This window comes from Erwinia sp. ErVv1 (assembly GCF_900068895.1).
GTDB lineage: Bacteria > Pseudomonadota > Gammaproteobacteria > Enterobacterales > Enterobacteriaceae > Erwinia.
In genome coordinates, this window is the sequence record NZ_CDPK01000011.1 from 113,006 (window position 1) to 131,739 (window position 18,734).

Consider the following 18,734-nt stretch of genomic DNA (forward strand, 5'->3'; position numbering starts at 1 on the left):
TTTTTTCGTTTAAAAAACCAACCCTTATATCCTGGAAAAGAGAGTGAATATGAGTAACGATAAATTTAAAGGAATTTTTTCCGTAAATAAATTGAGTGATATTATAATTCCTCTTAGTCATCCGGTTGTCGGTGGGATCGGGGTTGGTTTTACTACATCAATAGATGGCCTTCTGCTAATTTGTGAGGCTTACTCTATTATGAGGAAAGGGGACCTCATTGATGTCTATATTTATCAGTCAGATGAGAATTCAGCATTATATCCCGTTAAAAGTTATATCTTGTCTGAAGAGGAGGTGAATGATTCCATTCACATTATCGTCCCCCCAGAAAATATTAAGGCTGGGTGGTTTAAAATATACTATACGGTTACACATACTGACAGTGGGATAAGCGACAGCTCAAACACTTCCACACTTTGGATTAAATTGGATAAACCCGGGGGGATCGACCCTAATCCTCAAACTCAAAATGTGAATGAAAATTTTTCACCACCCGGTATTCCACCATCAATCATTTATAACGGTGTTGGGGCTGATGAGGCAAAGAAAGGGGTGCCGATTAGTATTGAACCCTATATCAATATGCGCATCAGAGATAAAATAAACCTCAGCTGGGGAGGGAAAATCATCAGCCACGTTGTCGGTGAGAATGATTTCATTAAACCGATTACGATAACAATTGATGAAAATACCATTAAAGAGGCTGGGGATAGTGATAACTTGCTGGTGACTTATGAAGTGCGGGATGAGGTGAATAACTACTCCAAGTGGTCACCTTCCAAAGCAATTTCCGTCAGTGCCGGTGGCTATTATCTTAAAGCTCCGATTGTTAAGGATTCGGTTAATTATATTATAAATATTGACAGCCTCGGGCAACGTGACGCAATCATCCAGGTTACGATTGATACGGATAGTTTTAACATTAATGATTCAGTTCAGCTCGTTGTCAATGGGCGAACCGCTTCGGGTAGCACGACCCGATATGAGGATTACCTCACTATAAGTCGATTTCCTTCTATTCTTGAATTCGCTGTTCCATACACGCAGTTACTGGCACTGGTCCAGGGGGAGTTTATTGTCTCTTACACATTGATAAGCGCCTCTGACAGCAGCAAAATAACCTCAAGAAAAGTGACTATTTCAGTTTCGGGCGCGCAGAGTTCTCTTCTACCCAAACCGGAGGTTGCGGAAGCGGTATCAGGTACACTTGACGGCTATCTCAGTGCCGTCACAGTCACTGTTCCTCTCTTCACCGCAATGGTACCCGGCGCGGAGATTATCCTTAATTGGTCTGGGGTGACCCATAATGGAGATAACTTTAATCGTTTCTTATCTGAAAAAATAACGTCAATAAGTTCTCCTGTTTCATTTATCATTGATGAGGCAGCGATTAAAATTCTGGCAGGCGGGGTTGTTACCCTCTATTATCAGTACACCACGAGCGCTAGCAGTATCCTGACTTCTGAAAAGTTGCAGTTAAAAGTTATTAAACGCCTGGCTGCGCCTTTGATTCCTGAAATTAGTGGCGATCTGATCGATCCCGATACGATTAAAACTGCCCTTACCGTAAGGATTCTCCCCTGGAATGGTATGATGTTGAATGACCGCATAGACCTTAAATGGGCGTCAGCTGTTCCTGAAGGTAATTTTGCTGATTGGTTACGTGTATCATCTTCGATTCTCAATAAACCTGTTAACTTTCGCGTTCCCAAAAACTACATCGACGTCAATATTAATAACAGTGTTAGAGTTAGCTACCAGGTTACGGATGAGAATGGTAACAGTCTGGCATCAGAAATGCTGTCGCTGCGCATCAGGTCATGGGTTAATGAAGCACTTCCTGCTCCAACCGTTGAAAAAGTGTCTGATGGTATTCTCCTGCTGGAGAACACGACGGCAGGTGTTTTGGCAAAAATTCCCGTCTATGATGAAATGCAGGCAGGTGATACGGTATACCTCTACCTGGAAGGCGTGGCAAACTGGCATGACTTTCTGACTATCACTGCGGGAACGTTGAATGAAGAGATCTCATTTGAGTTACCCTATGCTATTCTTTTGCTAAATAATAACAGTGACATCTCTTTACACTACGAAATAGATAGATTTGACGGCACCAAAGCATCCTCTGTTGACCTCAAAATTACCGTGATGTCTACTGCTCAAATGCTTCCCGCGCCGAAAGTTGACGAAAATGTTAGTGGCGTTATCATTCCCGAAAACCTTTTACGTTTTGCTACATTCCGGGTTTCTCCTTATAGCAATATGGCTGCTGGTGACACGTTAACAGCCTACCTTAATGGCGTGGAATCCTGGGAAGACTACCTGCCGGTGTCAGGTGGTGCAGTATCCAGGGATATTGTTTTTAATATTCCTAAGAAATATTTTGAATCTTCTTTAAATACTGCGGTTAATCTGAACTATCAGGTACATTACATTTCTGGTCAGATAGCCTCGTCAGAAAAACTGACGTTGCAGGTTAAAGCTGCCGGTATCAGTTTACCTGAGCCCGTGGTGGAACATGTTATTAATGGCATGCTGGATTTCACCGTGATTAATGCCAATGGTGTTGAGGTGAGCATTCCCGCCTGGGATAGCATGGCATCCGGTGACGGCGTAAAACTTTTCTGGGGAAACAATTTTAGTCTCTACACGGCCATCAGTACCAATATGTTGGGCAATCCTGTGACTTTCCAGGTACCTTACAATGAAGTTAAAGTTCACAATGGTAAAACGATTAGTGTTAGCTATCGGGTTGACTCATTTGATGGGAAAGAGAACCTGTCGAAAGTATTAACCCTCGCCATTATCAGTTCCGCGTTACCTTCGCCTTATGTAAAAGAAGCACAGGAAGATATTATTAATACAGGGAGCGTTAAAACTGGCGCGACCGTCATCATCCCTCTCTCTGCGCGTTTACAACAGGGTGATATAGTTGAAATATTTTGGCTGGGCGCGGCAGATGACAATGGCTGGAATCAGCAAATTACGATAACTGGCAGCGACTCAAAGGCCGCTTTACAGTTCGTCGTCCCTTACGACGTCGTGCTCTCGTCCGAGGGCAACACCGTACGGATCAATTATATTCTGACGCGAGCAGGGGAAAGCATAACGTCGCCATCAAAGCGTTATACTATCACCAGTGAGTTGGTAAACAGCAAAATCCTTGTTTTCGGGGCACGCGCTCCCAGCCACTCCTATCACTATTCAGGAAAATCACAGTTTTTGATTGGGTATGATAAAAGCACCGGTAAAAGGACCATACTGGACTGGCGTTATGAAGGTGATACTGAAACCACAACGGCAGAGTGGTTCAGGGATACTCAGCCCTGGCTGAAGTTAACCGTCTCGTCAGCCACAGATGAAATTCAACTTTCACCCGCGAATATATTAGGTAATGGAGATGACGTCACAAACAGCGGTAAAGCTGCAATGGTCGCCATTCTTGATTCTGGCATTGTAGTGGGTTGGGGCGATTCTGTGGTTGGAGGGGATCTGCCTTCAGGTTTATCCACAAACAATGATTATATAGAGTTTTCTACATCTGGCGTTGCTTTCGCTGCGCGTCGTGCTGACAACAGCGTGGTGGCCTGGGGAGACGCTGAAGGCGGGGGTATAGTGCCCTCTGCCATCGCTAAACTTAAAAATATTGTCTCGCTGAGCGGCTCAGCGCAAGCGTTTTGCGCAATATTGGCCAACGGTAAAGTGGTTGCCTGGGGGGATCGCAGAAATGGGGGTAATGTGCCATCCACTATCAGCGCTTATAATAATATCCTTAAAGTCGTCGGCTCTGGCGGCGCCTTTGCTGCACTGCGTGCAGATAAGCGAATCTGTGCGTGGGGGAATTCCAGCTATGGTGGCCTCCTTCCTACCGCTGTGACCAATCACCGTAATGCCCGGGACATTGCTTCAACCCTGTCGGCTTTTGTCGCACTTAATTATGATAATAGTCTGTTATGTTGGGGTAATAGTGAATTTGGTGGAGTATTACCCACCACTTTAAGTCAGATGAAAGATTTCAGCGATATCATGGCGTCCAATAATGGGGCGTTTGTGGTCAGGCGGACGAATGGTCTACTGGTAGGATGGGGAGCAGACACACATGGAGGTCAACTGCCCGTAAGTCTTTCTGCCATGAATAGTGTTATTGAAGTTGTATCAACGTGGAGCGCCTTTGCTGCTCTGATGAGTAACGGGAGTATCGTTGCCTGGGGTGATGAAGCTGCCGGAGGAGTATTGCCGCGCGAGATTGCTTCACTGGAGGATGTTGTACAAATTTCCGCCACGGCCACCGCCTTTGCAGCGCTTCGGGCCAATGGCACGGTAGTTGCCTGGGGCGACCCCCTTTCTGGCGGAAATACCCAACCCGCTAGCACTCAGCTGAACAGGTGCCGGGCAATCTATAGCAGTAGCGGGGCTTTCTCCGCGATTACAGAAGATCAACGGATTGTTTCATGGGGAAGCATTGATGCGGGTGGAGATAATGAAGAGATCGCCGCACGGCTCAATGGTTTAATTTCCTACTCACGATGAAACACAGTTAACAGGGATAAAAGTGGGATGTCGTTATTAAGGCATCCCACGCCCTTAAATTGACCCACTAAGCGGTGTTATATCTGCGCGCCCGGGCAGAGGCATTTTACCAGTTTATACGAACACCAACATGTGTCGCCCACGGTGATTCGACTTTGTTACCCTTGCTGTAACTGGCATCAGTGTAAATATATGCCTTGTCTGATACCTGTGCATTCAGGCCAACTTCATACATTCCATTCCCGCCGGACATATCATTTTTAAAAGCAATATCATTGACCGATACATCATTAGCTTTTGCAAACTCATGCTGATAAGAGACGCGCACATAGGGGGATAATGACATTCCGTTGTCTAACGTTAGGTTTTTACCAAGGGCCATATTCAGGGCGGCCTGTTTAGATTTTGCGCTGTCATTACTGACTTTCAGGCCATTGTCCAGTTTGAATTCCTTGCCTGACATCCATAAAGATGAAAGCTGTAAGGAGGGTTCAATAAACCAGCCCTGAGACAGAAGAATATTTTTTCCAAACTCACTTGAAAACCCTATGCCGTAATTATTGTAATTACCTTTTGATGCTACGCCATTGCTCATTGTAGCTTCGACATTATTATTAAATTTATTGCCTTTCAGCATCAAATCCACAAACCAACCTGAGTCTGCCATCCATGTGGTGTAGCCACCGATAAAATAGCTGTCAATATTGCTGTTGCCATAATGAGCATTAATATCATTATCGCTGTAGCCGGTAAACAGACCTGTCAGGAGTTTGCCCTCTCTCACATCGAAAGCTTTATCTCCCCCTATTGCCAGGCCAGACTGTTTTTGTTGGTAGCTGATTCCGCCACCGGGACTTACGTGGGTCTCCTGTCCCATGTATTGCGCCCACAGGCCTCCATCATGTTTTGCTGTCGTCCGCAGGTCGCCCAGCCGTCCCCGGACGGTATTAAGTTCACCTGTCCATACGGCGGGCGTTGCGTTAACCACACTCAACACTGTTTCAGTTGAGGGCGTCAATTCCTCTGTTTTTAACAGATCCCAGTCATTACCCTGATGCTGAAGTCGGTATTCATAGACACCGGCATCAACCCGGCCATTTTGCAGACTGAAATCTCCTCCTCCATCTGCTGTTCTCACCACCGTCAGCGGCAGCGAATGGTCTGGTTCTTCTCCCGTATTCGTTATCGACAGAAGATGGGATCCACTCGTCTGGCCATCGATAATCAGCTGGTCCCCCTTGTTGGCAGCAATATCTGAGCGAAGTAAGAAAAGCCCCTGACCTACAAGGTTATTTACCGTCAGAGTGCGGTAATTATTACCCTGGCTATTCAGGTTAACGCTACCCGAACTTAGCGCTAAGCGACGAATGTTTGCTGACTGAATCAGCGACCACATGGCATTATCCCTGACCGAGATACTGTCATAGTTTTCCAGATTTCCCAGCAGCGATGTTTTGCCACTCAGACTGACTGAAGACCCGGTTGTACCATCTGCAGTCACATTACCCGTAAGCTGGCTGTCCTGTAACGCCAGGGTATGGATAGCATTGAGGTTACCGTCAATGACGGATCCGCTGGCCAGGGATACCGTTGTGGGATAGGTTTCGCTACCAGTGATATCGCCTGTTATTCGGCTGTTATCAAGCGTAACGGCGGCTGGCAGAGTGAGGTTGCCTTCAATAGCAGATTTATTGGCTAATGACACCGTAGTAGCGTTGTCCTCGCTGCCAATAATATCGCCTGTTATTCGGCTGGCATTAAGGCTCAGAGATGAAATCTGGCTTAGGTTTCCCTCAATCAGGGAGTCGTCAGAAAGTTCAGCCGCAGTAAAACCGGGTGAATCTGCAAATACCCGCCCGATGATAGTACTGTGAGCCAGTGTGAGTGTATTAATGTTTCTGACATCACCGTTAATTATGCTGTTATCGCGCAGGGCGACGTCGGCAGGGCGCGTGTCTTCTGGATTGATGTTACCCGTTATGCTGCTGTTACTGGCTTCAAGTTTGTTTACGCCATTTATATCGCCCTGAATTTTCGCATTATTTTTTAACTGTACCAGACCCACCGAATCCTGTTTGAAAGCGATATTACCCTCAAGTTCGCTTTTATCGGCAACCAGCGTATTAAGATTTTCGATATTTCCATGTAAAGCAGCATTATTATTCAGTACAGTATTGAGAACCGATGTCTGATCGGCGATGAGATTACCGCTAAGGTCACTGTTATCAATGGAAAGATTAAGCGTATTTCCATTAATCACTTCTACAAGTGTGCCATTACCTGCCGTTAAAACGCTGCCAGCATTGATTTGTAACCCTATCACTCCTGTACTATAAGAGCTCCTCGCCCCAGCCAGAATAGCGCTGCCGTTACTGCTTGTTATATGTGTATTATTAAGTATCGCGACCGGTTGAGAATCGTCGTCATCGAGCAAAAGCATCAACCCGAGCTTGTCGCCGGTTATTGCACTGTTTGTTGCCTGCAGCGTTCCACCGAAAATCGTGCCGCCGATCCCACCGCCAAACTGACTGGTTAAACCATCGTCCTTACCATTGACTACAGAGTCATTTAATACCAGGAGGCTGTTTAATCCACTGGTAGTAAAACCCCGACCATTAGCATTCAGCACCGATGAGGTTACTGTTGCTTCAGAGCCGCCATTGACGCCAATTGCCACACCACGTACTGGCATTGCGTTTGTAATAGTCGAGTTGTTAATGGTTGCCTGGCTGTTATCCTGTAAAGATATAGCCTGAGAGATTTGTCTTGCGTCTGGCTCGATATAAGTATCTCCTCCTTCCATGTTTAGCACGCCTTCCCGTAACGTTATACCCTGCGTTTTTCCTCCCTGTCTGACATTGAGCGTAGCACCCCGCACCTCCCACAAATTCCTCGTACTGTTTTCAGTAACATACCCTGTTTTTCCATCGGTTAATACAATAGCATGTGCAGGGGATATCAGAAGACTGCTAATAATATTGAAGGTTAATATTTTGATTATGTCTTTTTGGTATCTGTTAGTTTTGAGGGGGCGGGTTTTAACTTTTAAAGTTTGCACGGGCATTATCCTTAGCTATATATTGGTACTGTCAGTGGATAGTTTTCAGCCCAGGGGTAAGGCGAGAGGCTGACATGGTACATATCTTTTTTATATTCGGTCTAATGAAATAAGGGGTTAGTATTTTTGGATTTTATAGGCAAATACTGGTTACTAATCTTTAAAAGTCATCAGCTGTAGCATAATGGCGCCGGGAGAACTATCTCATTGTGGAATGATTGGCAGTCATTTAGGAACAATTGTCTGGTGCTTTAACTCTGGTTATATATGGTATTGTAGAAGCGGTAGAAAAGTATTTTCCACGTATTTTTATTTTTTATTCTATTTATTTTATTATTTCGAGTAAAGCTAATTTGGGTTTATTTGTCAAACAGGGGCAGTGTCATATTCGTGAGGATGTGTTTAAGCTACTGATAATTGGTTGTATTTATTTTTATTATTGAATATGCCAGCACGCATGTAATTTTAGGAAAGAATGAAAGGTGAGGTGGGCGTTTGTGGGCAAGTCTGAATGAACTCATTCATTATATTTAATGAATTCGTAAGGCGTAATTTATGAATGGTAGTGCCATGGTTTTTGTTGAAAAATAAGCCTTGCTGGCGTGATTAACCCGATAAAAGAGTGGGTAGATTTTAAACTGAATCAGTGTGACTACCTCGCGCTTATTAACTGCTGGTATTGCGTAGAGGGTGATGTCTCATTTTCTACCATGTCCGATTAATCTGATTGAGGTCCTTCCGGTCAGCAGCGAAGATAACTCCAGAACTTACTGGGTCTTTTTTTCCCGTAATTCTACCTTTGCGTCATGATATGGGCGCTCAATTGATAAACTTCACCTAAAGGTGAACCATTAGGCTACGCTTATTGCTTCACGTCACTCTGGGATACCCGTGATCAATGCCTTACTGGATGATATTGCCTTTTGTTTCCTTATTTCTGACGGCTTTGTCGCTGCATGCCGAGCCGCTGCACAAAACATTTTCTAACTGGCAGATTACCTGTAATAACCTTAATAGCTGTGTGGCCAGAAGTTTCCCTGGCGATAAAGGTCTGGTTATGACCGTCAGTCGTCACGCTGGCGTCAACGACCGCCCCCTTATTTCAATAGATTATGGTAACCACTACAGCGGTGAGCTTAATGGCGCGCCGCTGAAAGATAATCTGCTGCTTGACGGGCAGCGGCTCCGGCTCGATCTGAAACACTGGGAAGTCGAATCTCATCATCTGACGACGTCACATGTCATCTCCATTGACGAATTTTTACAGCAGGTGATGGATGCGGGCGCTATTCAGCTACTGTACCGGCCCGATGCAAGCATCTCCTTACAGGGGCTTAAGGCCGCTTTGCTGTTGATGGATGATATCCAGGGAAGAGTTAATGGGATGAGCGCATGGGTGAAGCGGGGCAGCCGCTCCGCAGAGGATGTCACTCCCGAACCTGAAGTGCCCGTCATTATGCCTCTCAGCCATCCGCCGCTGGCCCTGACGCGCGATGAGACAACGGGGCTGATTGATTTTGGTACCTGGCGTATCAACACGGACGAATGCTCGCTTGATCCGCAGCGGCGCGAGGTGAGTGTGGCGCCGCTAAGCGACCAGAAAGCTCTCCTGCTTATCAGCTGTGAAATGGGTGCTTACAACGTCATTGATTTAGCCTTTGAGGTGACGCGTTCGCTGCCCTATGTGGCGAAGGGGGTAACGCTGACGCTACCCTTTGTTCCCCCGTCACATACCGAAAAGCAGTTAGAGCTGGTCAACGCCGAATATGATGCCAGCAGTGGCGCGCTGTTAACCTATAACAAGGGCAGGGGGCTGGGGGATTGTGGTTTGGCGACGCGTTGGCAATATGATGGCAGGGAGTTTGTGCTGGCTGACTATGCAGAAGAGAGTACCTGCGACGCCTGGCACGGTAGTGATGACTGGCCGTCGCTGTGGACTACGCAACCGCCACCGACCGCCAGCGTCGAGATTACATCCCAGTAAGGGGCAGGCGGGTGAAGGGCAAAAAAAAGCCCGGCTGGGAAGCCGGGCTTTTATCATACAGAAAACAATCAGTGAGGCTTCAGCAGCGCCTCAGCATGACTGACAATGTTTTCAACGGTAAAGCCAAATTCATTAAACAGCTGCGGCGCAGGAGCAGACTCACCGAAGGTAGTCATACCGACGATAGCGCCATTCAGACCGACATATTTATACCAGTAGTCGGCAATTCCGGCCTCTACGGCCACGCGAGCGCTTACCGTAGAAGGTAATACGGATTCGCGATAGCCTACATCCTGCTTATCGAACAGGTCGGTTGAAGGCATAGAGACTACGCGTACCTTGTGGCCTTCCGCCGCCAGTTTCTCGGCTGCACCCAGCGTGATTTCAACTTCCGAGCCGGTAGCAATCAGGATCACATCTGGCGTACCCTCGCTATCTTTCAGCACGTACGCGCCGCGTGAGATATTCTCGAGCTGCTCTTTGGTACGCTCTGGCTGTGCCAGATTCTGACGTGACAGGATCAGCGCAGTGGGGCCATGATGACGCTCAACCGCATGTTTCCACGCTACCGCCGTCTCCACCTGGTCACAGGGGCGCCAGACGCTCATATTTGGCGTCACGCGCAGGCTGGCAATCTGTTCAACCGGCTGGTGGGTTGGGCCATCTTCGCCCAGTCCGATAGAGTCATGGGTGTAGACCATAATCTGTCGGGCTTTCATCAGCGCGGCCATACGCACGGCGTTACGGGCATATTCTACAAACATCAGGAAGGTGGCGGTATAAGGAACAAACCCGCCGTGATGCGCGATGCCGTTGCCGATAGCGGTCATACCAAATTCACGCACACCGTAGTGAATGTAGTTACCAGCATGGTCTTCTTTGATGGACTTCGAGCCAGACCACATCGTCAGGTTACTCGGTGCCAGGTCAGCGGAGCCGCCAAGGAATTCAGGCAGAATTTTACCCCAGGCTTCCAGCGTATTCTGAGACGCTTTACGGCTGGCGATTTTCTGTGGATTAGCCTGCAATTCTTCGATGAACTTCTGCGTTTCCTGCTGCCAGTTTTCCGGCATTCCCCCGTCCATACGGCGGGCATACTCTTTCGCCAGTTCAGGATGCGCGGCTTTATAAGCGGCGAACTTCTCATTCCAGGCTTTCTCCGCCTGCGCGCCTGCCTCTTTGGCATCCCACTGAGCGTAAATCTCCTGCGGGATTTCAAACGGTGGATAGTTCCAGCCAAGCTGCTTGCGGGTCAGCGCAATCTCTTCATCGCCCAGCGCTGCGCCGTGGGCCTCTTCTTTGCCTGCTTTATTCGGCGAGCCGAAGCCGATAATCGTTTTACAGATAATCAGGGATGGCTTGTCAGTAACGCTCTGCGCCTCTTTGATAGCATTGGCGACGGCGGTAGCATCATGACCGTCAATTTCATGAACGACGTGCCAGTTATAGGCTTCAAAACGCTTAGCGGTATCGTCGGTGAACCAGCCTTCAGTTTCACCATCAATTGAGATGCCGTTGTGATCGTAGAAACCAATCAGTTTGCCCAGGCCCAGGGTGCCAGCCAGCGAGCACACTTCGTGCGAAATGCCTTCCATCAGACAGCCGTCGCCCATAAAGACATAGGTATGATGATCAACCACGTCATGGCCCGGACGGTTAAACTGCGCGCCCAGGGTGCGCTCAGCAATCGCCAGACCAACGGCATTTGCCAGGCCCTGACCCAGTGGGCCAGTGGTGGTTTCAACGCCTGGCGTGTACCCGAGTTCCGGGTGACCCGGCGTTTTTGAGTGCAGCTGACGGAAGTTCTTCAGTTCTTCAATCGGCAGGTCATAGCCGGTCAGGTGCAGCAGACTGTACAGCAGCATGGAGCCATGGCCATTGGACAGGATAAAGCGGTCACGATCGGCCCAGGCCGGGTTGGTCGGATTGTGATGCATAAAATCGCGCCACAGCACTTCGGCGATATCGGCCATGCCCATTGGGGCACCCGGATGACCACTCTTGGCTTTCTGCACGGCATCCATGCTCAGCGCACGAATAGCATTAGCCAGCTCTCTACGTGAAGACATATTGTTCTCCCTGATTTTTTTGTGGGATAAAATGGGCGGTATAACGCATTGAAGGGCGAATATTATCGCCCGGTTTACCTACGGCCTGATTGGCTACGAGGCTAATGCCGCCCATTCTGGAATGATTTACAGTCTGGCGGACAGCACGTTTTCCAGATTCTGCTGGTCGACAGCAAACTGACGGATACCGTCAGCCAGCTTATCCACCGCCATCGGATCCTGATTATGTTCCCAACGGAACTCGGATTCAGAAAGCTGTGCGGGCTGGTGGAAACACTCGGTCGACGGCGTCAGTTTGCGTTCAACCGGTGCATCGCTGGCCTGCAGTTCTTTAAGGAGGTTAGGTGAAATGGTCAGGCGGTCGCAGCCAGCCAGCGCCAGGATCTGCTCCACGTTACGGAAGCTGGCACCCATAATGACCGTGTTATAACGATGCTGCTTGTAGTATTCGTATATTTTACGCACGGAGACCACGCCCGGATCTTCGTCCACGACGTAGGGGTCCTGGGGTTTACGGCTGTTGTACCAGTCATAAATACGGCCAACGAAGGGAGAAATCAGGAATACGCCGGCTTCAGCGCAGGCGCGCGCCTGAGCGAAGGAGAACAGCAGCGTCAGGTTACAATTGATACCGTTTTTTTCCAGCTCTTCAGCCGCACGGATCCCTTCCCAGGTGGAAGCCAGCTTAATCAGGATGCGTGAACGATCAATGCCGTTGTCTTCATACATTCTCACCAGCTTCTCTGCTTTAGTGACACACATACCGCGGTCAAATGAGAGGCGTGCATCAACTTCGGTAGACACGCGTCCAGGAACGCTCTTGAGAATTTCCATACCGAGGTTAATGGCGACTTTATCACTGGCGTTGATTATCTGCGTTTCTTTGCTGCCGCCCTGCTTTTTAGCGTAGTCAATGGCGTCAGTCATCAGGTGCTTGTAGGAATCGAGGCCGGAGGCTTTCAGGATCAGAGACGGGTTGGTGGTGGCATCTTCCGGATGGTAGTTACGAATCGATTCGATATCGCCACTGTCAGCCACTACGGTGGTGTATTGTTTCAGTGCGTCTAGCTGGTTCATCTCTTGGCTCCTTGATGGGCAATCTGCAAAGCAAATAGCCGCGACGGTACGCCTGCTGACAGCGCGTCTCACCACCACGGTATTATATTCTTGGGCCAAACATTGCATCAGACGTGCGGTAATGAAAATGCGTTTTCTCTGATTGTTGCAATGGGTTGACCCAATAGTTGGAAATCTGACGGGTAAAAATCGTCGCATCCATAAGTGTAGCACTCGCAGAGATTTCCGCCGGGGCGTCACTTTTCAGCGCAGGGAAAACAGACAGGACAGAAGAAGATGGCGAGGGACAAGTCTGGCGTCGCGCGTCAAAATGCGCTTAAGCCCGAAGCTGCGCTAAGAGACTTTTCCTGGAGGGGCAGGGGCGACTGTCGCAGCGGCTGGCGCATAAGCGGGCCGCTGCGAAAGAACGTTTAGATCCACGCTTTCACGGGCAGGAAGTCAGTATAGAGCGCAGCCTCTGGCGACCCAGGCTGCGGCTGAAAGTCATATTCCCAGCGAACCAGCGGTGGCATGGACATCAGAATAGATTCGGTGCGACCCCCGGTTTGCAGGCCGAACAGCGTGCCGCGATCCCAGACCAGATTAAATTCTACATAACGTCCCCGACGGTAAAGCTGGAAGTCGCGTTCACGCTCTCCCCACGGCAGCGCTTTACGCCGCTCAACGATCGGCAGATAGGCCTGTAAAAAGCCCTGGCCCACGGCCTGGATAAAACGGAAGCAGTAATCAAAGTCCGGCGTGTTCAGGTCGTCAAAGAACAGCCCGCCGATACCGCGCTGCTCGTTGCGGTGCTTGATAAAAAAGTAGTCGTCGCACCACTTTTTATAGCGCGGATAAACATCTTCCCCAAACGGCTGACAGAGATCGAAGGCGGTCTGATGCCAGTGCACTGCATCCTCTGTGAAACCATAGTAGGGCGTCATATCAAAGCCGCCGCCAAACCACCATACCGGCTCGGCACCCGGCTTCTCGGCGATAAAAAAGCGCACGTTAGCATGACTGGTAGGCACGTAAGGGTTTTCCGGGTGGATAACCAGCGACACGCCCATTGCTTCAAAACTTCGGCCCGCCAGCTCGGGACGGTGCGCCGTGGCAGAGGCTGGCATCATATCGCCATGAACGTGGGAGAAATTCACCCCGGCCTGCTCAAAAATAGCGCCTTTGCGCAATACCCGACTGCGTCCACCGCCGCCGCCTTCGCGCGTCCAGCTATCTTCTTCAAACCGGGCGCTACCGTCAGCCTGTGCCAGCTGATGACAAATACGATCCTGTAAACTCAGTAAAAACTGTTTAACCTGGGCAATATCGGGTGCGTTCATGGCTTAGCCTGCATTAAAAAATAACGCGCGCAGTATACGTCATATTCGTTTTTTATGGGCGGCGGTTATTGGCATCAAACTCATTAAAGTAGCTGATAATGCCGCCAACAATGGCACTGGCAATTTTCTGGCGAAACGCCGTGCTGCCCAGCAGCCGCTCTTCCGAAGGGTTGGTGATAAAGGACGTTTCCACCAGTACCGATGGGATCGACGGCGACTTCAGCACGGCAAAGGCCGCCTGCTCGGTATGCTGGCTGTGCAGATGGTGTACCGGACGAATTTGGTTCAGTACGTGCTTGCCCAGCGTCAGGCTGTTTTTGATGGTATCCGTTTGTACCAGGTCGAACAGCACCTGCTGCAGATAATGATCTTTTTGCGACGACTTAACGCCGCCCACCTCATCTGCGGCGTTTTCTCTTTTGGAGAGATAACGTGCCATGCTGCTGCTGGCACCGCGATTCGACAGCGCAAATACCGATGCACCGTTGGCATCCGGGCTGGTGAAACCATCCGCGTGGATGGACATAAACAGGTTCGCGCCGTGCTGATGGGCTATCTCTACCCGCTCGCCGAGCGGAATAAAATGGTCGCTTTCCCTTGTCAGTCGGGCTTCGATATGGGGGTGGCTGCTCAGCATCTGACGGATATGATTAGCGATCTCCAGCACCACGTGCTTCTCTTCTGACCCCTCTTCACCGACGGCGCCGGAATCAATGCCGCCGTGACCCGGATCAATCATGACAATTTTCTTACCCGCTGCCGCAGGCGGGGCCGGAGTATGCGCGCGGCCGTTGCGCAAGGCTGATTTGGGCAGCGGCTCTTCTTTTGCGCTGGCCGGGTTTCGGGCCAGCAGGGCCAGCGCCAGGCCGGAAAGCAGCAGCTGGCGGCGGGTCGTTAAGGGGGTCATCAGGCCGAATTTAATCATTACTGCGTCCTCGGGGCACAATTTGCCTGTTGTTATATCGTAACAATAGGGGCAGAGCGAGAAGGGAACTATTGCAACTTTTTACTTTTTATTTCAGCCAGCTACTTAAGCAGCGTCGCTTTTTTGCGGTTTGCGGGGATTGCAGACTTGCACCCGCAGAAGAAAGCGTGATAATCAGCAAATTATTATTAACATCAGGGGTAACGCCATGGAAATCCGCGTTTTCAGCCAGGACGATTTTGAAGAAGTCATTACGCTTTGGGAGCGGTGTGATTTGTTACGACCATGGAACGATCCTGAAATGGATATCGAAAGAAAGCTTAATCACGATCCCGACCTTTTTCTGGTGGCAGTCGTTGGCGGTGAGATTGTTGGTACGCTGATGGGGGGCTACGACGGTCATCGGGGATCTGCGTATTATTTGGGGGTTCATCCTGACTATCAGGGGCGTGGCTTTGCCAATGCGCTGATCAACCGTCTGGAGAAGAAACTGATTGCGCGCGGCTGCCCGAAAATCAACGTGATGGTGCGCGAGGAAAATGATGCGGTGCTGGGCTTTTATGAAAAGCTCGATTACGAAATGCAGGACAGCGTATTGCTCGGCAAACGTCTGATTGAAGATCGTGAGTACTAATATTTTGTTAAGCAAGAAGCTTACCCGCGATTGGTCGGAGGGGCTGAACAGGTGATCCACACGTACTCTCCCGATGATTACGATGCTAAAGGTCAGCTGACGCTACCGCTGGGTTTCTGGGCCGTTTTGCTGTTGCAGGCGCGAACATGGGTTCTGTTCGCGGCGGCGGCGGCCTCGAAGCAGCAGAGCACTTCTCTTCTTGAGCTGTTTTATCCTGACTCCCGGGTATTCTGGACCGGGCTGGGCCTGGGCGTTCCTGCCGCACTGGGACTGCTGCTGACCGGGTATCGCCAACGGTTTCCCCGCCTATGGCGCACCTGGCGCGGCGTGCTATGCCTGACGTTGTTAACCACATTGCTGGTGCAGGGCATAACCCTCTGGCTGGGCGAAGACGATCTCTCACCGCTGGCGATCATTTTTAGCGGCTTCGATCTGCTCGCGCTGTGCTATCTGTGGCTGAATCAGCGTCTGCATGACTGTTTTGACCCGGCCCTGAACGCAGGCTAAACCCGCTTCATTCTGGCCTGCAAACCCGTATACCAGGCTTTAAGGGTCATGCTGGAAACACGGTATAAAACTTTTTCGCCGATCGGCACTCATAGCACTAGTCGTTTTTGATTATCTCAGGAGTTGTAATGAAAACTTTTCGCCCGGCGCTTCTTGCCATTGCTCTGGTTCTGACTGGCTGCGCCAGCAGCGGATCCTCTTCAGAGTCCAGCAGCGGAGCCACCTGGTGGAATCCGCTGACCTACTCCTGGTCGAGTCTGGCTCCATGGCACTGGTTCGGTTCTTCACCCGAGGTAACGGAGCAGGGCGTAGGCGGCCTGAACGGCGCTACCGCAATGAATGACGCGGCTATTAGCGATGGCCTGAGCGGAAACTATGAGGTGCGTAAAGGCATGCGCGGCGAAAATGGTGGAGTGGTCACCTTCTTCCAGGCGGTTAAAGAGAAACAGGTCAAAGTTGAAGTGACCGGTAATACCACGATTTCCCGCATTGACGTCATGGATAGTGATATTGCTACCGCTGACGGAAAAAAAATCGGCACGCCGTTTAGTGACCTTTATAGCAAGGCCTTTAACGTCTGCCAGAAGGGCACTGGTAGTGACGCCGATGGCGTGGAATGTAAGGCTCCCGGCAGTCAGCATATCAGCTATCTGTTTCGCGGAGAGTGGCACGGTCCTGAAGGCCTGATGCCAGCGGATGATACATTGAAAAAATGGACTATCAGCAAAATAATCTGGCGCAGCTAACTTTCCCCTTTTTTGAGTAGAATCAAAAGACAGTACAATTTTTACTGACAAAAAGCGTACCGCGTAAAAATCCGGGTAAACTGTCTGCCAGCGCCTGTTGCAGACAATTTACCAGGGAGAATTACCGGATGTCCCAGTTTCAGAGCGGCATTTTGCCCGAACACTGCCGTTTTGCCATTTATCTTGAAGCAACCGTGCGGGGTGATCTGGCGGATATCCGCCAGGCCTGCGGGGCGTTTTCGCACCAGCTATTGCAGCTTCAGCAGCGTTTCCCGGATGCCGCACTCGGTGCAGTTATTGCCTTTGGCAGCGCTCTATGGCGCGATCTGAACCCCTCCCATTCCGTGGATGAACTTAAGGATTTCCTGCCGCTGGGCAAGGGTATCGCGCCGGCCACCCAGCGCGATATTCTGATCCACATCCAGTCCGCACGTCACGATGTGAATTTCAGTCTGGCCCAGGCGGCGATGAGCGCTTTTGGTGAAGCCTGGCACGTAGAAGAAGAGACGCACGGCTTCCGCTGTCTTGAAGATCGTGATTTGAGCGGGTTTGTTGACGGTACGGAGAATCCAAAAGGGGAGCAGCGCCAGCGCGTAGCAATTATTGATGCGGGCGAGAACGCGGGGGGAAGTTATGTCTTCAGCCAGCGCTGGGAGCATAATTTGAAAATGTTTAATCGCCTGCCGGTGAGTAAGCAGGAGCAGATTATTGGCCGCAGCAAGGTGACCGACGAGGAGCTGGAGGGAGATGCCCGCCCTGCGACCTCCCACGTGTCCCGCGTAGACCTTAAGGAAGAGGGCAAAGGATTGAAGATTTTGCGTCAGAGTTTGCCCTGGGGCACAGCCAGCGGCGCCAGCGGGCTGTTTTTTCTCGCCTACTGCGCCACGCTTTATAATATAGAGCGTCAGTTGTTAAGTATGTTTGGTGAGGCGGACGGCAAGTTTGATGCGATGTTGCGTTTTACTAAGCCGGTCAGCGGCAGCTATTTCTACGCGCCATCGCTGGCACAGCTGGCCGCGCTGTAGTTTGAGCCGCAAGCGCAATACAGCCTTGTCACCGGAACCGGTTTTGACTTTCCTGCAAACAATACCGTCGTGCTACCGGAGTAGGTTTTAACCTGGCTGGCATCTTTAACGTTTGCTGTCCTTGCTGTAATGGGGTGCAAAGCCCTGCGGGGGCCGTTGTCACGCGGACCCGCCGCAAGCACGTCCGTGTGGGTTCGGCTCGCGCATCCCTGCGCTCGACGGTCCGCTAAGCCAACGGTCCCCGCCTGGCCTCGGGCCATGTAGACGCTGTTAAAATCCCTCCATGCCCAGCCTGGCAGCTGGGATGTTTGCTGTCCTTGCGGTGATACGGTGCAAAGCCCTGCGGGGGCCGTTGTCACGCGGACACGCCGCAGGCACATCCGTGTGGGCTCGGCCCGCGCGTCCCTGCGCTCGACGGTCCGCTAAGCCAACGGTCCCCGCCTGGCCTCGGGCCATGTAGACGCTGTTAAAATCTCTCCATGCCCAGCCTGGCAGCTGGGATGTTTGCTGTCATTGCGGTGATACGGTGCAAAGCCCTGCGGGGACCGTTGTCACGCGGACACGCCGCAAGCACGTCCGTGTGGGCTCGGCTCGCGCATCCCTGCGCTCGACGGTCCGCTAAGCCAACGGTCCCCGCCTGGCCTCAGGCTACGTTGTCGCTGCTAAAAACCTCTTCAGGTCCAGCCCTGGCTTACTAAACTTTCGGCAGCTAAGGTCGTCGTGATCGGATCAGGTTTTGATCTTAGCCACTGCCAGAGAATCCGCAGCCTACTCCGCAGCCAGAAGGCGGTGTTGCGGAGCAGATAAGCCGGGTCTCTGCCGCAGGGATGCGGCAGTGAAGCCCCCAGGGAGGGGTTTA

Annotated in this window: 11 protein-coding genes; 6 read left to right on the forward strand and 5 right to left on the reverse strand. The window is 50.5% G+C overall.

Features of this window, described 5'->3' with window-relative positions:
- The first annotated feature begins 49 nt into the window (after window positions 1-49).
- Complete coding sequence (locus tag A1830_RS15560; RefSeq protein WP_067708155.1) at window positions 50-4,531, forward strand: RCC1 domain-containing protein; 4,482 nt, start codon at window positions 50-52, stop codon at window positions 4,529-4,531.
- 106 nt (window positions 4,532-4,637) lie between these two features.
- Here A1830_RS15560 and A1830_RS15565 read toward each other — a convergent pair whose 3' ends face one another.
- Window positions 4,638-7,589, reverse strand: coding sequence for an autotransporter outer membrane beta-barrel domain-containing protein (locus A1830_RS15565; RefSeq protein WP_197473348.1), 2,952 nt, complete (start codon window positions 7,587-7,589; stop codon window positions 4,638-4,640).
- Window positions 7,590-8,487: 898 nt separating this feature from the next.
- Here A1830_RS15565 and A1830_RS15575 point away from each other — a divergent pair.
- Window positions 8,488-9,573 (forward strand): DUF1176 domain-containing protein, encoded by a 1,086-nt coding sequence (locus A1830_RS15575; protein ID WP_067708168.1) that lies wholly within the window; start codon window positions 8,488-8,490, stop codon window positions 9,571-9,573.
- Window positions 9,574-9,641: 68 nt separating this feature from the next.
- On the opposite strand, the gene tkt is transcribed toward A1830_RS15575, so the two are convergent.
- The 4 genes from tkt to amiA form a co-directional block, all read right to left on the reverse strand.
- A complete protein-coding gene (gene tkt, locus A1830_RS15580) occupies window positions 9,642-11,642 on the reverse strand; it encodes a transketolase (protein ID WP_067708171.1) in 2,001 nt (666 codons plus the stop codon).
- 126 nt (window positions 11,643-11,768) lie between these two features.
- Entirely contained in the window at window positions 11,769-12,719 is a 951-nt protein-coding gene (gene tal / locus A1830_RS15585) for a transaldolase (protein WP_067708175.1), read from the reverse strand.
- A gap of 410 nt (window positions 12,720-13,129) precedes the next feature.
- The gene (hemF, locus tag A1830_RS15590) at window positions 13,130-14,038 is read right to left on the reverse strand and encodes an oxygen-dependent coproporphyrinogen oxidase (protein WP_067708179.1); all 909 of its coding nucleotides are present in this window, start codon (window positions 14,036-14,038) and stop codon (window positions 13,130-13,132) included.
- 52 nt (window positions 14,039-14,090) lie between these two features.
- A complete protein-coding gene (gene amiA / locus A1830_RS15595) occupies window positions 14,091-14,963 on the reverse strand; it encodes an N-acetylmuramoyl-L-alanine amidase AmiA (protein WP_067708183.1) in 873 nt (290 codons plus the stop codon).
- 208 nt (window positions 14,964-15,171) lie between these two features.
- On the opposite strand from amiA, the gene A1830_RS15600 reads away from it, so the two are divergent.
- The 4 genes from A1830_RS15600 (at window position 15,172) to A1830_RS15615 (ending at window position 17,875) form a co-directional block, all read left to right on the forward strand.
- Window positions 15,172-15,597, forward strand: coding sequence for a GNAT family acetyltransferase (locus A1830_RS15600; RefSeq protein ID WP_067708187.1), 426 nt, complete (start codon window positions 15,172-15,174; stop codon window positions 15,595-15,597).
- A 51-nt stretch (window positions 15,598-15,648) separates the two neighbouring features.
- Entirely contained in the window at window positions 15,649-16,104 is a 456-nt protein-coding gene (locus A1830_RS15605; protein ID WP_067708261.1) for a DUF2919 domain-containing protein, read from the forward strand.
- Between the two features lie 128 nt (window positions 16,105-16,232).
- A complete protein-coding gene (locus A1830_RS15610) occupies window positions 16,233-16,850 on the forward strand; it encodes an RpoE-regulated lipoprotein (RefSeq protein WP_067708191.1) in 618 nt (205 codons plus the stop codon).
- 128 nt (window positions 16,851-16,978) lie between these two features.
- Window positions 16,979-17,875, forward strand: a complete 897-nt coding sequence (locus tag A1830_RS15615; RefSeq protein ID WP_067708195.1) for a Dyp-type peroxidase — start codon at window positions 16,979-16,981, stop codon at window positions 17,873-17,875.
- Window positions 17,876-18,734: the final 859 nt, after the last annotated feature.

Excerpts from the sequence above, each read along its gene's own strand:
- amiA (WP_067708183.1), bottom strand. The coding sequence starts at position 14,963 with ATGATTAAATTCGGCCTGATGACCCCCTTAACGACCCGCCGCCAGCTG.
- A1830_RS15575 (WP_067708168.1), top strand. The coding sequence starts at position 8,488 with ATGCCTTACTGGATGATATTGCCTTTTGTTTCCTTATTTCTGACGGCT.
- A1830_RS15560 (WP_067708155.1), top strand. The coding sequence starts at position 50 with ATGAGTAACGATAAATTTAAAGGAATTTTTTCCGTAAATAAATTGAGT.
- tal (WP_067708175.1), bottom strand. The coding sequence starts at position 12,719 with ATGAACCAGCTAGACGCACTGAAACAATACACCACCGTAGTGGCTGAC.
- hemF (WP_067708179.1), bottom strand. The coding sequence starts at position 14,038 with ATGAACGCACCCGATATTGCCCAGGTTAAACAGTTTTTACTGAGTTTA.
- tkt (WP_067708171.1), bottom strand. The coding sequence starts at position 11,642 with ATGTCTTCACGTAGAGAGCTGGCTAATGCTATTCGTGCGCTGAGCATG.
- A1830_RS15610 (WP_067708191.1), top strand. The coding sequence starts at position 16,233 with ATGAAAACTTTTCGCCCGGCGCTTCTTGCCATTGCTCTGGTTCTGACT.
- A1830_RS15615 (WP_067708195.1), top strand. The coding sequence starts at position 16,979 with ATGTCCCAGTTTCAGAGCGGCATTTTGCCCGAACACTGCCGTTTTGCC.
- A1830_RS15600 (WP_067708187.1), top strand. The coding sequence starts at position 15,172 with ATGGAAATCCGCGTTTTCAGCCAGGACGATTTTGAAGAAGTCATTACG.